A 17,847-nucleotide genomic window follows, 5' to 3' on the forward strand; every position below is an offset into this window, starting at 1 on the left:
GCGTCGTGACTGTGCGGGGCGCTCGGGGCTTTCGGAGCGTCCGGTGCGGACAGGACGGCCGGGGTCGGCCGGAGCCGCGGTGTGACCGGGTGCGGCCGGGGCCGCGGCGCGACCGGGCAGGCAAGGCCTACAGCAGCGACGGCACCTGTGCCGCCGACACCTCCCGGGCCGCCCGTTCCAGCGCGCTGGCGAGCAGGGCCAAGTCGGTGGGGCCGTTGCCCAGTTCGCGGACGGGGCGGCGGGCCGGGGGGTCGCCCATGCGGTGCCAGTCCAGGGGGACGACCGTGGGGCGCAGGGTCGCCGTGCGGGGGATGCGGCCGGTGACCCGGCCGCCCTGGAAGGCGACGGTACGGCCGTCCGGGCACGTCAAGTGGCCGCGTCCGGGGGCCGGTTCGTCCGGGCCGGGGACGGGGGCGTCGAGGGTCACGCGGAGCGTGGCGCGCAGCGCCGGTTCCGTCTGGGCCGTACGGCCGCCGGGGCCGGTCGCGGCCACCAGGTGCACGCCGAGCCGCTCGCCCTCCCGCGCGACCGCCTCCAGCGCCCGCATCACCGACCCCGCCGCGGGCCGGCCGGGCGACCCCAGCGAGGGCGTGACCAGCGCGTCCAGGTCGTCGACGACCACGACCAGGCGGGGCAGCGGCGGCGCCGGTTCGGCCGGCCGGCGGGACGCGGCCGGGCGGAGCCGGATCGTCGTGCTGGGCGGTGTGTCGAGGTCGGCCGCGCCCGCGCCGGACGTACCCGTGCTCCGGGACGTCGCGGTCCGCTGGGCGACCATCCGGCCGGACACCTCACGGCCGGTGTGCCACTCCGTGAAGTGGGACCGGCCGAGCAACTCCGCGCGCCGCTTCAGCTCGGCGCTCAACGACTGGGCGAACTCCCGCATCCGCAGGGGGTCGTTGGCGGTGAGGTGGGTGGTCACATGGGGTACGTCCGTGCAGACCCGCAGGCCCTCGCCGGGGCCCTTGTCCGTGCCGGTGCCGTCCCTGCCGTCCATCAGCACGACGCCGAGGCGGTCGGGGCGCTCGGCGGAGGCCAGCGAGGCGACCAGGGCCCGCAGCAGCTCCGTACGGCCGCTGCCGGGCGGTCCCTCGATCAGCAGGTGCGGTCCGTCGGCCGCGAGGTCCACGGCGACCGGGCCGCGCGGTCCGGCGCCCAGCACGCCGTGCGCCCGGCCGCCGAGGGACCGGGGGTCGTCGGCCGCGTCGGCCCAGCGGGCCATCAGGGACGCCGGGGTGGCGCGGGCGAGGCCCAGTTCGTCGAGGAGGCGGGCGGCCTGGGGGAGCGGTGCCGACACGCGCGCGTGCCGTTCGCCCGAGCCGCCCTCGGGGCGCAGAGGGGCCAGGGCCCGCGCGAACCGCTCCGCCCACGGCAGGGAGACCGCGTCGACCGTGGCCAGGGTGCCGTGGCCGACCGGGCCGGCCGGGGCCGCGCCCTCGGGGGCGACGCGCAGCAGCCGCAGGGTCGTCGCCACGTCCCCGCTGAGCAGCGCGACGGCCCCGCAGCGCCGGAACACCGGCGACACCGCGCAGGCCGCCTCGTACGTCCGCGTCACCGGCGAGGCGGGGGACGCGGCGGGCGTCTCCGCCAGGCACACCACATGGATGCCGGCCCGCGGCCCCTCCAGGGCGAGCCGCTCCACCGCCTCGTGCACGTCCGCGCTGGGGAGGCCGCCGTCCACGACGACCACGGTGAACGGGCCGGGGACGCCGGTGGCGAAAGCCTCGCCGTCGTCCGGGTGGGCCCAGGCGGGGCGCCGGTCCCCGTCGGGCGCGGGGTGCGGGGCGCGGGCCGCCGCGCGGGCGCCGGTACGGGTGTCCGTCAGCTGGTCCTCCAGGCGGCGCACCAGCTCCTGGGCGCGGGCCGCGGCCTGGTCGTGGTCGAAGGCGAGCAGCAGGCGGCAGTCCTGGCCGTGGCCCGGACGCAGATGGGGCAGCCAGCCCAGCCAGGACCACTCCGCGGTGCGCCGCGGCAGCGGACGCCCGCGATCCGCGCTGATCAGCACGATCTCCAGCGCGTCGGGGGAGTGCAGCGCGGCGAGCTGGGCCAGCACCGCGCGGGCGAGCCCGGCCAGCCGCTCGCGCGGTCCGGCCAGCCCGAGCGCCCCGGCCTCGCGCAGCCCGGCGGTCACCGGCACCGCGGGCAGCGGGGCCGCGCCGCCCGGGGCCACCCGGTCGGCCGTGCCCAGCCGCACGGTGAGCGCCTCCGGGTGCCCCGGCCCGCGCTCCCACAGCCGGGGGCCCGGTCCCAGCGCCGTCAGCAGCAGGGCGGCGGGGTCCGGCCAGGTCTCCGGCGCGGGGGCGGGCGCGGGGGACGGTACGGCGGGCAGGCCGGCCGGCGGTGGGTCGTACGGTCCGGTCCCGGGGGCCGGTTCACCGCGTCCGCCGGTCAGCCGCCGTGCCCAGGCCGTGAGCCCGCCGCGCCGCCGCACGCCCGGCGGTACGTCGGTGCCGCGCAGCGGCGTTCCCTTGCGGCCGCTGCCGGCCTCGTCCGCGAAGGCGGTGTCGTGGGGGCCGACGCCCGACCGTCCCCCGTGGGTGACGCCGGAGGTGTCGGCCCGCACGGCCGCGGGGGCCGGGGCGTCGCCGCTCTGGCTCTCGGCGCGCGGGGCGCCGCCCTGCTCGGGGATCAGGGGCTCGGCGGCACGGTGGCCCGGTTTCTGCCCCTGTTTCTGTCCCTGTTCCTGTCCCCGGTGCCCGGGTCCGTGTTCCGGTCGCCGGTGCCCGGGTCCGTCGAAGCCCATCGTGCCGTGCGTGCCGTGCGTGTACCCGGTGGGCCGGTCCGGCCCGTCCGCCGTACCGTCGCCCCCGCGCGTGTCCACCGCGTCCGCCGCGTCGGCCACGCGCGCGTGCGCGTCCGCGGCGTGGTTCTCGTCGGCCGGGCCGCCTCCGGTCGCGCCGCCACCTGCCGGGCCGCCTCCGGCCGCGCCGCCGCCGGCCACGCCACCGCCGGTAGCGCCACTGCTGCCCGCGCCCCCGCCGCCCGCGCCCCTCCCGCCGCCCGTCGCATACATGCCGCCGGGAGTCGGCTGAGTACCGCCGGAAGCTCCCTGAACCCCAGTTCCCCCGAGCGCCTCACCGGCCCCGCCACCCCCTCCGGCCCGCACCCGCACCCGTACGCACCCCTCCCCGTCGGGTGCCGTCTCCACCCGTGCCGCCGTCACCGGCGCGGGCGCCAGCCGCAGGGCCGACTCGCCGATCCGCAGCAGCGCCCCCGCCGGGAAGCGCACCGCGCGGTCGCCCACGCGTGTGCCGTCCAGGGTGGTGCCGTTGGTGGAGCCGAGGTCGGCGACCGCGACCCGGCCGTCGGCGGCGACGGTCACCGCGCAGTGGGTCCGGGAGACGTCCGGGTCGTCGAGCGGCACGTCGGCGTCGGCGGAGCGCCCGATGCGGATCTGTCCGCCGTGCAGCAGATGGACGCCGCCCGCGTCGGGGCCCGCGACCACGTGGAGCTGGGCCGGGGCGCCGGCCGACTCGGGGTGCGGCTCGGGGTCGCCGGGGGCGCCGAGGAACAGCACCGCGCCGTCGACCAGCGGCGGCTCGCCCAGGGTGCAGCGCTGGGCGTCCAGGCGGCGCTCACCGGCGTACAGCACCACCGGCCCGGAGCCGGAACCGGAGCCCGCACCGGACGAACCGGTGCCGTCCGCGCCCGGGACCGCCGAGGCCAGCGCCGGCGCCACCGTGGCGAGGGCGGTGCCGGCGGGTGCCGTGACCAGCACGTCGCAGCGCGCGGGAAGGCCGGGCGCCGTGGGGGAGGACGGGCCCAGCGGGTCTACGACGGTCAGCCGGATCTGCATCGCCGTCAGCGGTCCCTTCTGCGCGGGCGCCCGCGCAGCCGGGGGGACGAAGCCGCCCCGCGGTCCCCCACCACGGATGTCACCACGGACTTCCCCCACCCGCCGCACGCGCACGTCGGCCAGTACTGCACGCATCCTCGCACCTGCCACTGACAACGCGCCCGCTCCCGGCTGTCAAATGATCTTGATTGGTCGGCTCTGCCCTTAAAAATGCCTGACCAGTGATCTCAAGATGATCGTTTGAATAGCGCTTGAGATCGGTCACGTTCGCGTCCGGCAACCGGGGGAGCAGGTCCCGCGTCTTTCCCTCGAACATCTTCCGGCATGTTCCGGACGGCTTCCGGAAGCAGCACAGCCGAACGACAGCCCGGTGCTGTACTCCTCGGCACTACAGTGGTCCGGACAGTGGGTCGGAACAGCCAGCAAGCAACAGGGAGCGCATGACGTGCGGCCGGTAGGCAGCAAGTACCTCCTGGAGGAGCCGCTCGGACGCGGTGCCACCGGCACCGTCTGGCGTGCCCGCCAGAGGGAGACCGCGGGCGCCGAGGCGGCCGTGCCCGGACAGCCCGGCGAGACCGTCGCGATCAAGGTCCTCAAGGAGGAGCTCGCGAACGACGCCGATGTCGTGATGCGCTTCCTGCGGGAGCGCTCCGTCCTGCTCCGGCTCACCCACCCCAACATCGTGCGGGTCCGCGACCTGGTCGTCGAGGGCGATCTCCTGGCCCTGGTCATGGACCTCGTCGACGGCCCCGACCTGCACCGCTACCTGCGGGAGAACGGCCCCTTCAGCCCCGTCGCCGCGGCCCTGCTCACCGCCCAGATCGCCGACGCGCTCGCCGCCAGCCACGCCGACGGCGTCGTCCACCGCGACCTGAAGCCGGCCAACGTGCTGCTCAAGCAGGACGGCGGCCAGATGCACCCGATGCTGACCGACTTCGGCATCGCCCGCCTCGCGGACTCGCCCGGTCTCACCCGCACCCACGAGTTCGTCGGCACGCCCGCGTACATCGCGCCGGAGTCCGCCGAGGGCCGCCCGCAGACCTCCGCCGTCGACATCTACGGCGCCGGCATCCTGCTGTACGAGCTGGTCACCGGCCGCCCGCCGTTCTCCGGCGGCTCCGCGCTCGAAGTACTGCACCAGCACCTGAGCGCCGAGCCGCGCCGCCCGTCCACCGTCCCCGACCCCCTGTGGACGGTCATCGAGCGCTGCCTGCGCAAGAACCCCGACGAACGCCCCAGCGCCGAGAACCTGGCGCGCGGCCTGCGCGTCGTCGCCGAGGGCATCGGCGTGCACGCGAACTCCGCGCAGATCGGCGCCGCCGAGAACGTCGGCGCGCTCCTCGTCCCCGACCCGGCGCCCGCCTCCGTCCCGGACACCCCCGGCGCCGCCGACCCGACGCAGGTGCTCCCGCAGAACCCGGGCGGCGCGTACGACCCCGACGGCGCCACCAGCGTCCTGCCGCACACCGGCCCGGCCGGCGCCGCCGACCCCACCGCCGTGCTCCCGCACACCGGCGGCCCCGCCGGCGCGGCCGATCCGACGGCCGTCATGCCGCCCGTACCGCCGGGCCAGTCCCCCCAGGGACAGAACCCCGACGACCCGCACCCCTGGCAGAACCAGCTGCGCGCCGCCCGCGACCGCAACGAGCAGACGCAGGTGCAGTACCTCGACCCGAACGAGGACCCGCTGCGCCGGCGCCCCCAGCGCCAGGTCGCCCGCCCCCCGCAGGAGCCCCGCCGCCAGCCCCAGCAGCCCCAGCAGCCCCCGCAGGGCTACGGCCGCCAGCCGCAGCAGCCGCAGCGCCGGTACGCCACCCCCCAGCCGCCGCAGCCCGCGCCGCCCCCGCAGCCCGCGCCGCAGCGGTACGCCCCGCCGCCCGCGCCCGAGCCGCAGCGCCCCCGGCGCGAGCCCCGGCAGCGCAGCGCCAACCCGATGCGCATCCCCGGCCTCGGCTGCCTCAAGGGCTGCCTGGTCACGATCGTCGTGCTGTTCGTGGCCGGCTGGCTGATCTGGGAGCTGAGCCCGCTCCAGGAGTGGATCGGCACGGGCAAGGGCTACTGGGAGCAGCTCACCGACTGGGTCGGCACCGCCACCGACTGGATCGGGGACCTGGGCGGCGGCTCCGGCGGCACCGGCTGACCGGACGTTCCGCCCGCTGAACGGCGGGTTCGGCGATTTGTCGACATCCCACGGGTGTTTTCCGGCTCGGAGGTGAAGGCCGGCTCCGCGGACGCGTAGCTTTGTCGGCAACACGCGTCGGTAGGAGCAGTCTTGGCACGGAAGATCGGCAGCCGGTACACCGCCCACCAGATCCTCGGTCGGGGCAGCGCCGGCACGGTGTGGCTGGGCGAGGGCCCCGAGGGACCCGTCGCGATCAAGCTGCTGCGCGAGGACCTCGCGTCCGACCAGGAGCTGGTCGGCCGCTTCGTGCAGGAGCGCACCGCCCTGCTCGGCCTGGAGCACCCGCACGTCGTCTCCGTGCGCGACCTGGTCGTCGACGGCAACGACCTCGCCCTCGTCATGGACCTGGTCCGCGGCACCGACCTGCGCACCCGGCTGGACCGCGAGCGGCGGCTGCCCCCCGAGGCCGCGGTGGCGATCACCGCCGACGTCGCCGACGGACTGGCCGCCGCGCACGCCGCCGGGGTCGTGCACCGCGACGTGAAACCGGAGAACGTCCTCCTCGACATGCAGGGCCCGCTCGGCCCCGGCGGCTCGCACCGCGCGCTGCTCACCGACTTCGGTGTGGCCAAGCTCATCGACACCCCGCGCCGCACCCGCGCCACGAAGATCATCGGCACCCCCGACTACCTCGCCCCGGAGATCGTCGAGGGCCTCCCGCCGCGCGCCTCGGTCGACATCTACGCCCTGGCCACGGTCCTGTACGAGCTGCTGGCCGGGTTCACGCCGTTCGGCGGCGGCCACCCCGGCGCCGTACTGCGCCGCCACGTCACCGAGACCGTCGTCCCGCTGCCCGGCATCCCCGACGAGCTGTGGCAGCTCCTGGTGCAGTGCCTGGCCAAGGCGCCGGCCTCCCGGCTGCGCGCCTCCGAGCTGGGCGCCCGGCTGCGCGAGCTGCTGCCGATGCTGGCCGGCATGTCCCCGCTCGACGTGGACGAGTCCGGCGGGGAGCAGCCGGAGGACGCGGCCGACGCCGACCGGGAGCCGTCCGCCGGGACCGGGCCGGGACGGGACGGCGACGAGGTCCGGCGGCGCGGCGCGGTCCCGCTGGTGCCCGGTGCCAAGCCCGCCGGCTCCAACCGGGACACCCACACCTCCATGCGCGTCCCCGCCCCCGACGAGCTGGCCGGCCCGGCCCACGGCACCGCCCGCGCCCCGCGCGCGCCGGGCGCCCGCCGCCCCGGCTCGGCGCGCAACCGGGCCGCCGCCCGCCGGCGCCGGGCCGCGGTCGGCGCGGGCGCCGTGGCGCTGCTGGCGGCCATCGGCGTCGGCACCTGGCTGGCCACCGCCGGCGACGACTCCGGCACGGGCCCCCAGGACACGAAGGACACCCGGAACTCGGCACCGGCGGCGCCCTAGGCGTGCCGCCCGGCGCGGCGGCGCCCGTACGGTCCGGCGTGGGCCGCCCGGCGGAGCCGTTACGCTGGAGGCGTGGCAGTCGTCGATGTATCCGAAGAGCTGAAGTCCCTCTCCTCGACCATGGAGTCGATCGAGGCCGTCCTGGACCTCGACAAGATGAGGGCAGACATCGCCGTGCTCGAGGAGCAGGCGGCCGCGCCGTCCCTGTGGGACAACCCGGACGAGGCGCAGAAGATCACCAGCAAGCTCTCCCACCTCCAGGCCGAGGTCAGGAAGGCGGAGGCGCTGCGCGGCCGGATCGACGACCTCGCGGTCCTCTTCGAGATGGCCGAGGAGGAGGACGACCCGGACACCCGCGCCGAGGCCGAGACGGAGCTGGCCTCCGTCCGCAAGGCCCTCGACGAGATGGAGGTCCGCACGCTGCTCTCCGGCGAGTACGACTCCCGTGAGGCGCTGGTCAACATCCGCGCCGAGGCGGGCGGCGTGGACGCCGCGGACTTCGCCGAGAAGCTCCAGCGGATGTACCTGCGCTGGGCCGAGCAGCACGGCTACAAGACCGAGATCTACGAGACGTCGTACGCGGAGGAGGCCGGCATCAAGTCGACCACCTTCGCCGTGCAGGTGCCGTACGCCTACGGGACGCTCTCCGTCGAGCAGGGCACGCACCGGCTGGTGCGGATCTCGCCCTTCGACAACCAGGGCCGCCGCCAGACCTCGTTCGCGGGCGTCGAGATCCTGCCGGTGGTCGAGCAGACCGACCACATCGAGATCGACGAGTCCGAACTGCGGGTCGACGTCTACCGTTCCTCCGGCCCCGGCGGCCAGGGCGTCAACACCACCGACTCGGCGGTGCGCCTCACCCACCTGCCCACCGGCATCGTGGTCTCCTGCCAGAACGAGCGGTCGCAGATCCAGAACAAGGCCACCGCGATGAACGTCCTCCAGGCCAAGCTGCTTGAGCGGCGCCGCCAGGAGGAGCAGGCCAAGATGGACGCGCTCAAGGGTGACGGCGGCAACTCCTGGGGCAACCAGATGCGTTCGTACGTGCTGCACCCCTACCAGATGGTCAAGGACCTGCGCACCGAGTACGAGGTGGGCAACCCCGAGGCCGTGTTCAACGGGGAGATCCAGGGCTTCCTGGAGGCCGGAATTCGCTGGCGCAAGCAGCAGGAGAAGTAACGGGAAGGAACGGCGTCGCGCGTACGCCGCTTTGTCGACAAGGCAACTGAAGCCCTCGTGGCGGCAGTTGCCTTTCCTTCGTGGCCGATGTCCGGCTTTTACATCACACTCACAGTCTTTGTATCCGGCATACCCCTCGTACCGGGACATCGTGTACGCAACGGCCTTGACGTTGCCTTTAAAAATGGGAAAGGTGATGCGCGGCATGCGTGTTTCTGGGGCGCATGTGAACCGGGGGGCTTCACAGAGCAGCTACTCCCGTCGATCACGGCCCCGAGACGCCGCCACACTGACGATTCAGCTACTGGGGGTAGCAACCATATGACCAAGAAGACGCGGGTCCGTGTCGCACGGGTCGCGGCCGGTGCCGTCATCGCCTTCGGCGCCTCGCTGACCGCTGCGGGTGCCGCCTCGGCGACGGAGGCCGAGGACTGCATCCTCGGCGTCCTGTGCGGCGACGAGACGCCGGAGCCGACCCCGACCCCGAGCGACACGCCTCCGACCGAGATCCCCAGCGAGGACCCCTCGACGGAGCAGCCGCCCACCGAGGAGCCTCCGACCGAGGAGCCGCCCACCGAGGACCCCACCGAGGGACCGACCGACCCGGGCACCACCGACCCGGTCGAGCCCAGTGACGACCCGAGCGAGGGCACGGGCAACGGCGGCGGCAACGGGAACGGGAACGGCAACGGGAACGCCGGCAACGGCAACACCGGTACCGACAACACCAACCCCGACGGCGGCTCCTCCGCCCAGGGCGCCGGTACCTCCTCCCTGACCGACACCGGCGCGGACACCACCGCCCAGACCTCGGCCCAGGGCAACGGCGAGGAGCTCGCCGAGACCGGTGCCGCCGAGACCACCTTCCTGATCATCGGTGCCGCCACGATGATCGCCGGAGGCATCGGCTTCCGCTTCCTGCCGCGCCTGGCGGCCGGCCGGGGCGCCGCTGCCTGACGGTGACCGTCCGCGTACGGGACGCCGTACGCGACACATCACGGCCGAGGGGCCCGGAGCGTACGTACGGCGCTCCGGGCCCCTCGGCCGTTGTCCACGCTTCTGTCAGGCGGTCTGGTGGGCCAGCAGGGCCACCGCCGCCACCAGCACCGCGAGCAGCGCGATCAGCGCCGTCGGGCTCAGGCCGTTCAGCCCGCCGAAGAAGCTCTCCTGCTGGAGCCGCTCGCGGTTCGCCCGGCACACCGGGCAGCGGCCCTCGCTCACGGGCGCCGCGCAGTTCGCGCACACCAACCGGTCGTACGTCATGCGCTCGCCCTCCTCGCACCGGTGTCCACCTGTACACAACGCCCGCGCCACCGCGAACGTTCCCTTCCACTGTGCCAGGTTCCGCGCGTCGCTGCGCGCGGTCCCGCCGGGGACGGTGTACGGGCCCGACCCGGAGCCCCGCCCGGATCACGCCCGCGTCCCGCGCGGGTAACGCGGACATAACGCGCAACCATGACGCAACCCCGACCGGTGACTGCGGTCCCATACCCACTTCGCGTATGGTCACGCTCATCTACCCCCGGCGACCCGTGGTGCACCCGTGATCCGATTCGACAACGTCTCCAAGGCCTACCCCAAACAGAACCGCCCCGCCCTCAGGGACGTCTCCCTGGAAGTGGAGAAGGGCGAGTTCGTCTTCCTGGTGGGGTCCTCCGGCTCCGGTAAGTCCACCTTCCTGCGGCTGGTCCTGCGCGAGGAGCGGGCGAGCCACGGCCAGGTGCACGTCCTGGGCAAGGACCTGGCCCGCCTGTCCAACTGGAAGGTGCCGCACATGCGGCGCCAGCTGGGGACGGTCTTCCAGGACTTCCGCCTGCTCCCCAACAAGACGGTCGGCGAGAACGTGGCCTTCGCCCAGGAGGTCATCGGCAAGTCCCGCGGCGAGATCCGCAAGTCCGTGCCCCAGGTGCTCGACCTCGTCGGGCTCGGCGGCAAGGAGGACCGCATGCCGGGCGAACTGTCCGGTGGTGAGCAGCAGCGCGTGGCCATCGCGCGGGCGTTCGTCAACCGGCCCAAGCTGCTCATCGCCGACGAGCCGACCGGCAACCTCGACCCGCAGACCTCCGTCGGCATCATGAAGCTGCTCGACCGCATCAACCGGACGGGCACCACCGTGATCATGGCGACGCACGACCAGAACATCGTGGACCAGATGCGCAAGCGCGTCATCGAGCTGGAGAAGGGGCGCCTCGTCCGCGACCAGGCGCGCGGTGTCTACGGCTACCAGCACTAGGGCTCAGACACGCAGCACGCCCGGCATCCACGGAAAGGCTTAACCAGACGCCATGCGCGCCCAGTTCGTCCTCTCGGAGATCGGTGTAGGTCTCCGCCGCAACCTGACGATGACCTTCGCGGTCATCGTCTCCGTCGCCCTCTCGCTGGCCCTGTTCGGCGGTTCGCTGCTGATGAGCGACCAGGTCAACACCATGAAGGGCTACTGGTACGACAAGGTCAACGTCTCCGTCTTCCTCTGCAACAAGAGCGACGCCGAGTCCGACCCCAACTGCGCCAAGGGCGCGGTGACCGAGGACCAGAAGAAGCAGATCCTCGCCGACCTCGACGAGATGTCGGTCGTCCAGGACGTGACGTACGAGTCACAGGACGAGGCGTACAAGCACTACAAGGAGCAGTTCGGCGACTCCCCGCTGGCCAGTTCCCTGACGCCGGACCAGATGCAGGAGTCGTACCGCATCAAGCTGAAGGACCCGGAGAAGTACCAGGTGATCGCCACCGCCTTCGACGGGCGGGACGGCGTGCAGTCCGTGCAGGACCAGAAGGGCATCCTGGACAACCTCTTCGAGCTGCTGAACCTGATGAACCGGGCGGCGCTCGGCGTCATGGTGCTCATGCTGGTCGTGGCCCTGCTGCTGATCGTCAACACGGTGCGCGTCTCCGCCTTCAGCCGCCGCCGCGAGACCGGCATCATGCGGCTGGTCGGCGCCTCCGGCTTCTACATCCAGGCCCCGTTCATCATGGAGGCCGCCGTCGCCGGCGCCATCGGCGGCGCCCTGGCGTGCGTGTTCCTCGTCGTGGGCCGGTACTTCACGATCGACCACGGCATGGCCCTGTCCAACAAGCTGACCCTCATCAACTTCGTGGGCTGGGACGCCGTACTGACCAAGCTGCCGCTCATCATCGCGGCCAGTGTGCTGATGCCGGCGTTGGCCGCGTTCTTCGCGCTGCGCAAGTATCTGAAGGTGTGACACATGCCAAGAGGGCCGCACGGGCAAGCTCCCGTGCGGCCCTCTTGCCGTGTCCTACACTCACCGGCATGTCAGGTCGTGACCGGTTGTGCCCGCCCCGCCGCCTCCGCCGCGGGGCCACCCTGACGTTGGTGTTCGCCGGTGTCCTCGCGGCCGGCGCGGCCACCGGCTCGCTGCCCGAGGCCGACCCGAACGCGGCGGCCGAGGCGGCCCGTACGGCCGCGGGGGCCGGCGGCTCGGCCGACGCCGCCGATGCCGCTGCTTCCGCTGTTTCGCGCCGGGAGGTGGCGCGGGCGGCGGCCGAGGCGATGGCCGACGGCACGTCCCCCGTGGAGGCCGCCGAGCGCGCGGTCAGCCGCAGCGGCGACCGCTGGGGCGCGGTCTACTCCCGGGGCGAGTACGAGGAGTTGGCGCAGGCCCTGGACGGCCGGTACACCGGCGTCGGGCTCTCCGCGCGGCGTGGGCGCGACGGTGCCATCGAGGTGACGAAGGTGCGGTCCGGCTCGCCCGCGGCCCGCGCCGGCGTCCGCGCGGGCGACCGGCTGCGCAGCGTCGACGGCGAGGAGGTCGACGGACGTCCCGTCACCGAGGTCGTCTCCCTGCTGCGCGGCGACGCCACCGACGCGCCCGCCGGCACCACCGTGCGGCTCGGCCTCCAGCGCGGCACGCGCGCGTGGACCGAGACGGTACGCCGGGCCAGGCTGAGCACCCAGCCGGTGACCGTGCGCCGGCTGGCGAGCGGCGCGAGCGTCGTCAGGATCGCCTCCTTCACCAAGGGCGCCGGCGACCAGGTCCGCGCCGCCGTCCGCGACACCCCGGCCGGTGCCGGGGTCGTCCTCGACCTGCGCGGCAACTCCGGCGGACTGGTCGCCGAGGCGGTCACCGCGGCCTCCGCCTTCCTCGACGGCGGCCTGGTCGCCACGTACGACGTCGACGGCGACCAGCGCGCCCTGCACGCCGAGGGCGGCGGCGACACCTCCAGCCCCCTGGTCGCGCTCGTCGACGGTGGCACGATGAGCGCCGCCGAACTCCTCGCCGGGGCCCTCCAGGACCGCGGCCGGGCGGTCGTCGTGGGCTCCCGTACCTTCGGCAAGGGCTCGGTCCAGATGCCGAGCCGGCTCCCCGACGGCTCGGTGGCCGAACTGACCGTCGGCCACTACCGCACCCCCTCCGGCCGCGGCGTCGACGGCACCGGCATCACCCCCGACCTGGAGATCGACCCGGCCCGGCCCACCGCCGTGGACCGGGCGGCGACGCTGCTGGGCGGACTGGGGCGGTGACCGCGCGGGCCGCGTAATCGGCTTTCCCCGGCCCCCCTCCGTAGTGCGAAAATGGGCGCACTATGAGCAAGGGAATGTACGTACCGAAGGAGTCCCAGCCCAAGCAGGGCGGCGGGGGCGGCGGCAAGGCCCGGGACGGCGAGAAGGGCGGCAAGCGCAAGATCGTCGCCCAGAACAAGAAGGCCCGGCACGACTACGCGATCATCGACACCTACGAGGCCGGGATGGTGCTCACCGGCACCGAGGTCAAGTCGCTGCGCGAGGGACGCACCTCGCTGGCCGACGGGTTCGTCCAGATCGACGGGGGCGAGGCGTGGCTGCACAACGCCCACATCCCCGAGTACCACCAGGGCAGCTGGACCAACCACTCCGCGCGCCGCAAGCGCAAGCTGCTGCTGCACCGGGAGGAGATCGACAAGCTGGAGGCCAAGTCCCAGGAGACCGGGCACACGATCGTCCCCCTCGCCCTGTACTTCAAGGACGGCCGGGCCAAGGCCGAGATCGCGCTCGCGCGCGGCAAGAAGGAGTACGACAAGCGCCAGACGCTGCGGGAGAAGCAGGACCGGCGGGAGGCGGAGCGGACGATCTCGGCGATCAAGCGCCGGGAGCGGGGCTGAGCCCCAGGAACAAGCTGGCACGGTCGTGCGTTGGTCACGTACGATGGCACTCGCGTCGCTCGCCGGTGCGGTGGTTTGAAAAATCAACATGGGGATGATCGGTTTCGACAGCGGCTGTCGAAGCAGGGGAAGCGTGTCGAGGAAGCGGCCATGATCTCGTAAACCACAGGCCGAAAAAAATAATCGCCAACACCAAGCGCGATTCCTCCCAGCAGGCCTTCGCCCTCGCTGCCTGATCTCAGGTAGCAGAGCGAGCCTCCTACTAAAGGGAGTGTCAGCCCGGGGCTGTTCCCGACCCGGATCCTGGCATCAGCTAGGGGACTAAACCTTGATCCCGGTCACGGGGTGAAGAGGGAAACCACACAGTGACTGGGCCCGTCGGAGACTTGTCCGCGTGATCTCCGGGGCCGAGAAAATCGAAGCGGACTGCACACGGAGAAGCCCTGGTTCCGCACCGTTGGACGCGGGTTCGATTCCCGCCATCTCCACAGTTCCCATGTGGGCGAAGGCCCCGTCGCTTCCGAGCGGCGGGGCCTTCGTCATGCGGTCGCGCCGGGGGCCGTCATGCCGGGGGTGCCGTGCTCGCGCGGTCGGTCAGGCGCGGCGGCAGCAGGTGCACGCCGGGAGCGGCGGGGCCGGCGAGGGCCCGTACCGCCAGGTCCACGGCCCGGCTGCCCAGCTCGGCGGACGGCACGGTGACCGAGGTGACCGGGGGCCGGGCCGCGAGGGCCACGTCGTCCGGGCAGACCGCCACGACGGACAGATCACCGGGGACCCGGCGGCCGAGGCGGTCGAAGGCGTCGAGCAGGGGTGCCAGCAGCGGATCGTTGTGGACGACGACGGCGGTGGGCGCCGGGCGCAGGCGCAGCAGCCGTTCGGCCGTGTCCCGGGCGGTGTCCGGCGCGGCGGCGCTCGGGTGCACGGACGGGACCAGTCCGGCACGGCGGGCGGCGGCCGTGAAGCCCCGTACCACCCGGTGGGCGGACGCGGTGTGCCGGGCGTACACCCCGGGCGGGCCGCCGACCAGCGCCACCACCCGGTGCCCCAGCTCCGCCAGCCGTGCGACGCACCGTTCACCGGCTGCCCGGAAGTCGAGGTCGACGCAGGTCAGCCCCTCGGGCTCGGCGGGCACCCCGACCAGCACGGCGGGCCGGCCGCGCAGCGACGGCAGCCGGGGATCGCGCAGCCCCACCTCCGTCACGATCAGCGCCTCGACCGCGCGGTGCGGGGAGCGTTCGCCCTTCTCCCCGGTGATCAGCAGTACGTCGTGACCGTGGGCGCGGGCGGCGGTGACCACCGACATCGCGCAGCCCATCGCCGCCGGCTCCCACGCCCCGCCGCGCAGCGGGAGCAGCAGCCCCAGCACGCCGGTCGGGGAACCGGCGTGCGGACGGTAGCCCAGTTCGCGGACGGCCGCCTCGACGCGCCGCCGGGTCTGAGCGGAGATCGGGCGCTTGCCGCTGAGGGCGTAGGAGACGGTGCTGGGGGAGACGCCGGCGCGTCGCGCCACGTCGGTGATCCTGGCCATCAGCCGGTGCCCGGCGCGGGCGGCGTGATCGGCATGGTCGGCTCCTCCGGAAACGGTCGGACGGAGGAAGGTAGGCGCGGTGGGCGAAGGCGTCAATGGGCCGGGCGCGACGCGGGGGGAGGCGCGCGGGGCGGGGCTCACGGGGCCGGTGCGCCGGGCCGGGGTGTACGGGTGCGGGCCGCTGCCGTCAGGGCCAGCAGCAGGGCCACCGCCGCCGCGGTGACCGGGACGCCGTACCCGGCCGTGGGCGAGACGTGCTCCACCGTCCAGCCGCCGACCGCGCTGCCGCAGGCGATGCCGCCGAGCAGGCCGGTCACCGCCAGGGTCATGCCCTCGTTGAGGCGGCCCTCGGGGGTGCGCCGCTGGACCAGCGTCATCGTGGTGACCATCGTCGGGGCGGTCGCCATGCCGGCCAGCAGCAGGGCCCCGGCCAGCAGCGGCAGCGAACCGGTGCCGGCCGCCGCGAGCAGGGGCAGCGTCATCAGGGCGGTCATCGCCGCGACACACCGGACCAGCCGGGACGCGGCGGGTCCGGCCGGTCTCAGCGTCCCGAACAGCAGCCCGGCCACGCACGACCCGCCCGCCTGCAGCGCCAGCACCGCACCGGCCGCCGCACCGTGCCCCCGCGCGTCCGCGAACGCGATCGTGACCACCTCCAGCGCGCCGAACACCGCGCCCGTCGCCAGGCACACGGCCAGCAGCGGCGGGATGCCGGGGGCGCGCAGCGGGGCCTTGCCGGCGGACGCGCCGGGACGGGCGGGCGGCTCGGTGGCGCGCTGGGCGGTGAACAGCAGGATGCCGGTCATCAGCAGCGTCGCGGCGACGAGCGTGCCCGCCTCCGGGAAGAACGCCGTGCACAGGAAGGCCGCCACCACCGGGCCGAGCATGTAGCACAGCTCGTCGGCGGCCTGTTCGAAGGAGTTGGCGGTGTGCAGGGCGGCGGGGTCGCCGCGCAGCAGGTGGTTCCAGCGGGCGCGGGCCATGCCGCCGGTGTTGGGGGTGGTGGCGGTGGCGATCTGCGCGGCGAACAGGGTCCAGTCCGGTGCGCCCCGGCGGACGCAGAGCGCCAGGGCGAGGGCGCCGAGAACGGCGATCAGGGTGGCGGGCACGGCCACCCGGGCCTGGCCGTGCCGGTCGACGAGCCGGGCGAGCAGCGGGGCGACCACCGTGGTCACGGCCAGCCCGGAGGCGACGACCGCGCCGGCCAGGGCGTACGAACCCCGGGTCCCGGAGATCATGACGACCGCGCTCACGCTGAACATGCCCTGCGGCAGGCGGGCGACGAGATTGCCGGCCGTGAACGCCCGCGCGCCGGGGACGGCGAGCAGCCGGCGGTAGGGGCCGGGCGGGCGGTCCCGGCGCTGTGGGCGGGCGCGGGGGCGGAAGTCGGCGGTGACCAGGGTGTCGGCGGTGACGGTCATGGTGACCGCGGGACGGTCGCGGGGGCGGCGGCGGGGAGAGGTGTGGTGCGGCATGGGCCTTACCGTCGCCCGTGGCCGGAGGCGGGGTCCAACACCTGCTGGGTCCCGATTCACGCACTCCTGTTGTAAATTCTCCGGATGCCCGTGCCGAGCCATCTCGACCCCCGCCTCCTGCGCGCCTTCGTCGCCGTCGCCGAGGAACTGCACTTCACGCGTGCCGCGCACCGGCTGTACGTCGCCCAGCAGGCGCTCAGCCGCGATGTGCGGCGCCTCGAACGCGAGCTGGGCGCCGAGCTGTTCGTCCGCTCCACGCGGCAGGTGACGCTGACGGCCGACGGTGCGCGGCTGCTGCCGTACGCGCGCCGCGCGCTCCAGGCGCAGGACGAGTTGCTGGCCGCTTTCGGACAGGTCCGCCCGCTGCTGGTGGACCTCAACTCGCCGGGGCTCGGCACCGGACGCCGGGTGCTGCACCGGGCCCGGACACTCGTCCCCGAGCTGGAGCTGATGGCCCGCTACGAGAGCGGGCTGACCTGGGCGGTCGCCGAGATGGCGGCCGGGCGCCTGGACGCCTCCTTCGGACGGTTCGCCGGTCTGGCACCGGCGCTGCGGGCGGACCTGGAGCAGCAGCCGGTGCGGTACGAGCCGATGGCCGTCATCCTGCCCGAGGACCATCCGCTGGCCCCGCTGCCCGAGGTGCCGCTGGCCGCGCTGGCCGGGGAGACCGTGTACGCCGGCGCGGGCAACGACCGTACGCCGGAGTGGACCGACCTCGCGCGCCGGCTCTTCGAGGGGCGCGGCATCGCGATGGCGCCGCCGGCTCCGCTGGCGGTGGGGGAGGAGGAGTTCGAGCGGCTGATGGCGAAGACGCGGCATCCGGTCCTCGCCGTGACGGAGTTTCCGGCCATGCCCGCGGCGGTGGTGCGGCCACTGGTCGATCCGGTGCCGCTGTCGCCGGTCTCCCTGGTCTGGCGAAAGGGGCTGGTCCACCCGGCGCTGGGGGCGCTGCGGCGGGCCGCGGACCGGGTCGCGGCCCAGGAGGGGTGGCTGCGGCGGCCTGCCGAGGGATGGATTCCAGCCGATGACGCGGACGTGATGACGTCTTGACGGACGTGTGATCCTGTCTTAACAGATGGGCACCTGGCCGACACACCGTGCGTCGGTGCGCTACATTCGTCCCCCGAGCACTGTGTGGTAATGGGGGCGCTCGAACCTGGTGGGGGCCGGGTTCGCTCGACGGGTGCTCGGAGTCGGAGCGCGCCCTGTACCTGCTCGTTGGGGGGAAGTG

13 protein-coding genes and 1 other RNA gene are annotated in these 17,847 nt (G+C 74.3%); 10 read left to right on the forward strand and 4 right to left on the reverse strand.

The genetic code is table 11. The features are described from left to right. Positions 1–127: 127 nt before the first annotated feature. Positions 128–3,793, reverse strand: coding sequence for an FHA domain-containing protein (locus ACZ3IG_RS00200; protein WP_467429127.1), 3,666 nt, complete (start codon positions 3,791–3,793; stop codon positions 128–130). 445 nt (positions 3,794–4,238) lie between these two features. Between ACZ3IG_RS00200 and ACZ3IG_RS00205 the strand changes: the two genes are divergently transcribed. The 4 genes from ACZ3IG_RS00205 to ACZ3IG_RS00220 all read left to right on the forward strand — a co-directional run bounded on the left by ACZ3IG_RS00205 (position 4,239) and on the right by ACZ3IG_RS00220 (position 9,470). Next, positions 4,239–5,933, forward strand: coding sequence for a serine/threonine-protein kinase (locus ACZ3IG_RS00205; RefSeq protein WP_467427595.1), 1,695 nt, complete (start codon positions 4,239–4,241; stop codon positions 5,931–5,933). 132 nt (positions 5,934–6,065) lie between these two features. Next, entirely contained in the window at positions 6,066–7,334 is a 1,269-nt protein-coding gene (locus ACZ3IG_RS00210) for a serine/threonine-protein kinase (protein WP_467427597.1), read from the forward strand. 72 nt (positions 7,335–7,406) lie between these two features. After that, positions 7,407–8,513, forward strand: coding sequence for a peptide chain release factor 2 (gene prfB, locus ACZ3IG_RS00215; protein ID WP_467427599.1), 1,107 nt, complete (start codon positions 7,407–7,409; stop codon positions 8,511–8,513). A gap of 321 nt (positions 8,514–8,834) precedes the next feature. Beyond that, on the forward strand, positions 8,835–9,470 hold the full coding sequence (locus tag ACZ3IG_RS00220; protein ID WP_467427601.1) for a hypothetical protein: 636 nt from the start codon (positions 8,835–8,837) through the stop codon (positions 9,468–9,470). A 105-nt stretch (positions 9,471–9,575) separates the two neighbouring features. On the opposite strand, the gene ACZ3IG_RS00225 is transcribed toward ACZ3IG_RS00220, so the two are convergent. Further along, a complete protein-coding gene (locus ACZ3IG_RS00225; protein WP_467427603.1) occupies positions 9,576–9,776 on the reverse strand; it encodes a hypothetical protein in 201 nt (66 codons plus the stop codon). Between the two features lie 280 nt (positions 9,777–10,056). Here ACZ3IG_RS00225 and ftsE point away from each other — a divergent pair, with 280 nt between their 5' ends. From ftsE to ssrA, 5 genes are all read left to right on the forward strand, one after another. Beyond that, positions 10,057–10,746, forward strand: coding sequence for a cell division ATP-binding protein FtsE (ftsE, locus tag ACZ3IG_RS00230; protein ID WP_215166898.1), 690 nt, complete (start codon positions 10,057–10,059; stop codon positions 10,744–10,746). Between the two features lie 52 nt (positions 10,747–10,798). Then, a complete protein-coding gene (gene ftsX, locus ACZ3IG_RS00235) occupies positions 10,799–11,716 on the forward strand; it encodes a permease-like cell division protein FtsX (protein WP_215166899.1) in 918 nt (305 codons plus the stop codon). Between the two features lie 68 nt (positions 11,717–11,784). After that, positions 11,785–12,996 (forward strand): S41 family peptidase, encoded by a 1,212-nt coding sequence (locus ACZ3IG_RS00240; protein ID WP_467427605.1) that lies wholly within the window; start codon positions 11,785–11,787, stop codon positions 12,994–12,996. Between the two features lie 74 nt (positions 12,997–13,070). Next, positions 13,071–13,613 carry an SsrA-binding protein SmpB gene (gene smpB / locus ACZ3IG_RS00245; RefSeq protein WP_251074993.1) on the forward strand — a complete coding sequence of 181 codons (543 nt, stop codon included), beginning with the start codon at positions 13,071–13,073 and terminating at the stop codon, positions 13,611–13,613. Positions 13,614–13,703: 90 nt separating this feature from the next. Then, positions 13,704–14,104, forward strand: a transfer-messenger RNA (tmRNA) gene (gene ssrA / locus ACZ3IG_RS00250). A 71-nt stretch (positions 14,105–14,175) separates the two neighbouring features. Here the strand turns inward: ssrA and ACZ3IG_RS00255 are convergent. Beyond that, positions 14,176–15,141, reverse strand: a complete 966-nt coding sequence (locus ACZ3IG_RS00255) for a LacI family DNA-binding transcriptional regulator (protein WP_467427607.1) — start codon at positions 15,139–15,141, stop codon at positions 14,176–14,178. A 137-nt stretch (positions 15,142–15,278) separates the two neighbouring features. After that, positions 15,279–16,616 (reverse strand): MFS transporter, encoded by a 1,338-nt coding sequence (locus ACZ3IG_RS00260; RefSeq protein WP_467427608.1) that lies wholly within the window; start codon positions 16,614–16,616, stop codon positions 15,279–15,281. Positions 16,617–16,700: 84 nt separating this feature from the next. Between ACZ3IG_RS00260 and ACZ3IG_RS00265 the strand changes: the two genes are divergently transcribed. Further along, the gene (locus ACZ3IG_RS00265) at positions 16,701–17,666 is read left to right on the forward strand and encodes a LysR family transcriptional regulator (RefSeq protein WP_467427609.1); all 966 of its coding nucleotides are present in this window, start codon (positions 16,701–16,703) and stop codon (positions 17,664–17,666) included. Positions 17,667–17,847: the final 181 nt, after the last annotated feature.

It is taken from the genome of Streptomyces sp. NPDC016677 (genome assembly GCF_055562815.1).

Coding starts and splice junctions, on each gene's coding strand:
- ACZ3IG_RS00200 (WP_467429127.1), bottom strand. CDS start 3,793: ATGCAGATCCGGCTGACCGTCGTAGACCCGCTGGGCCCGTCCTCCCCC.
- ACZ3IG_RS00220 (WP_467427601.1), top strand. CDS start 8,835: ATGACCAAGAAGACGCGGGTCCGTGTCGCACGGGTCGCGGCCGGTGCC.
- ACZ3IG_RS00225 (WP_467427603.1), bottom strand. CDS start 9,776: ATGACGTACGACCGGTTGGTGTGCGCGAACTGCGCGGCGCCCGTGAGC.
- ftsX (WP_215166899.1), top strand. CDS start 10,799: ATGCGCGCCCAGTTCGTCCTCTCGGAGATCGGTGTAGGTCTCCGCCGC.
- ACZ3IG_RS00240 (WP_467427605.1), top strand. CDS start 11,785: ATGTCAGGTCGTGACCGGTTGTGCCCGCCCCGCCGCCTCCGCCGCGGG.
- smpB (WP_251074993.1), top strand. CDS start 13,071: ATGTACGTACCGAAGGAGTCCCAGCCCAAGCAGGGCGGCGGGGGCGGC.
- ACZ3IG_RS00255 (WP_467427607.1), bottom strand. CDS start 15,141: ATGGCCAGGATCACCGACGTGGCGCGACGCGCCGGCGTCTCCCCCAGC.
- ACZ3IG_RS00260 (WP_467427608.1), bottom strand. CDS start 16,616: ATGCCGCACCACACCTCTCCCCGCCGCCGCCCCCGCGACCGTCCCGCG.
- ACZ3IG_RS00265 (WP_467427609.1), top strand. CDS start 16,701: ATGCCCGTGCCGAGCCATCTCGACCCCCGCCTCCTGCGCGCCTTCGTC.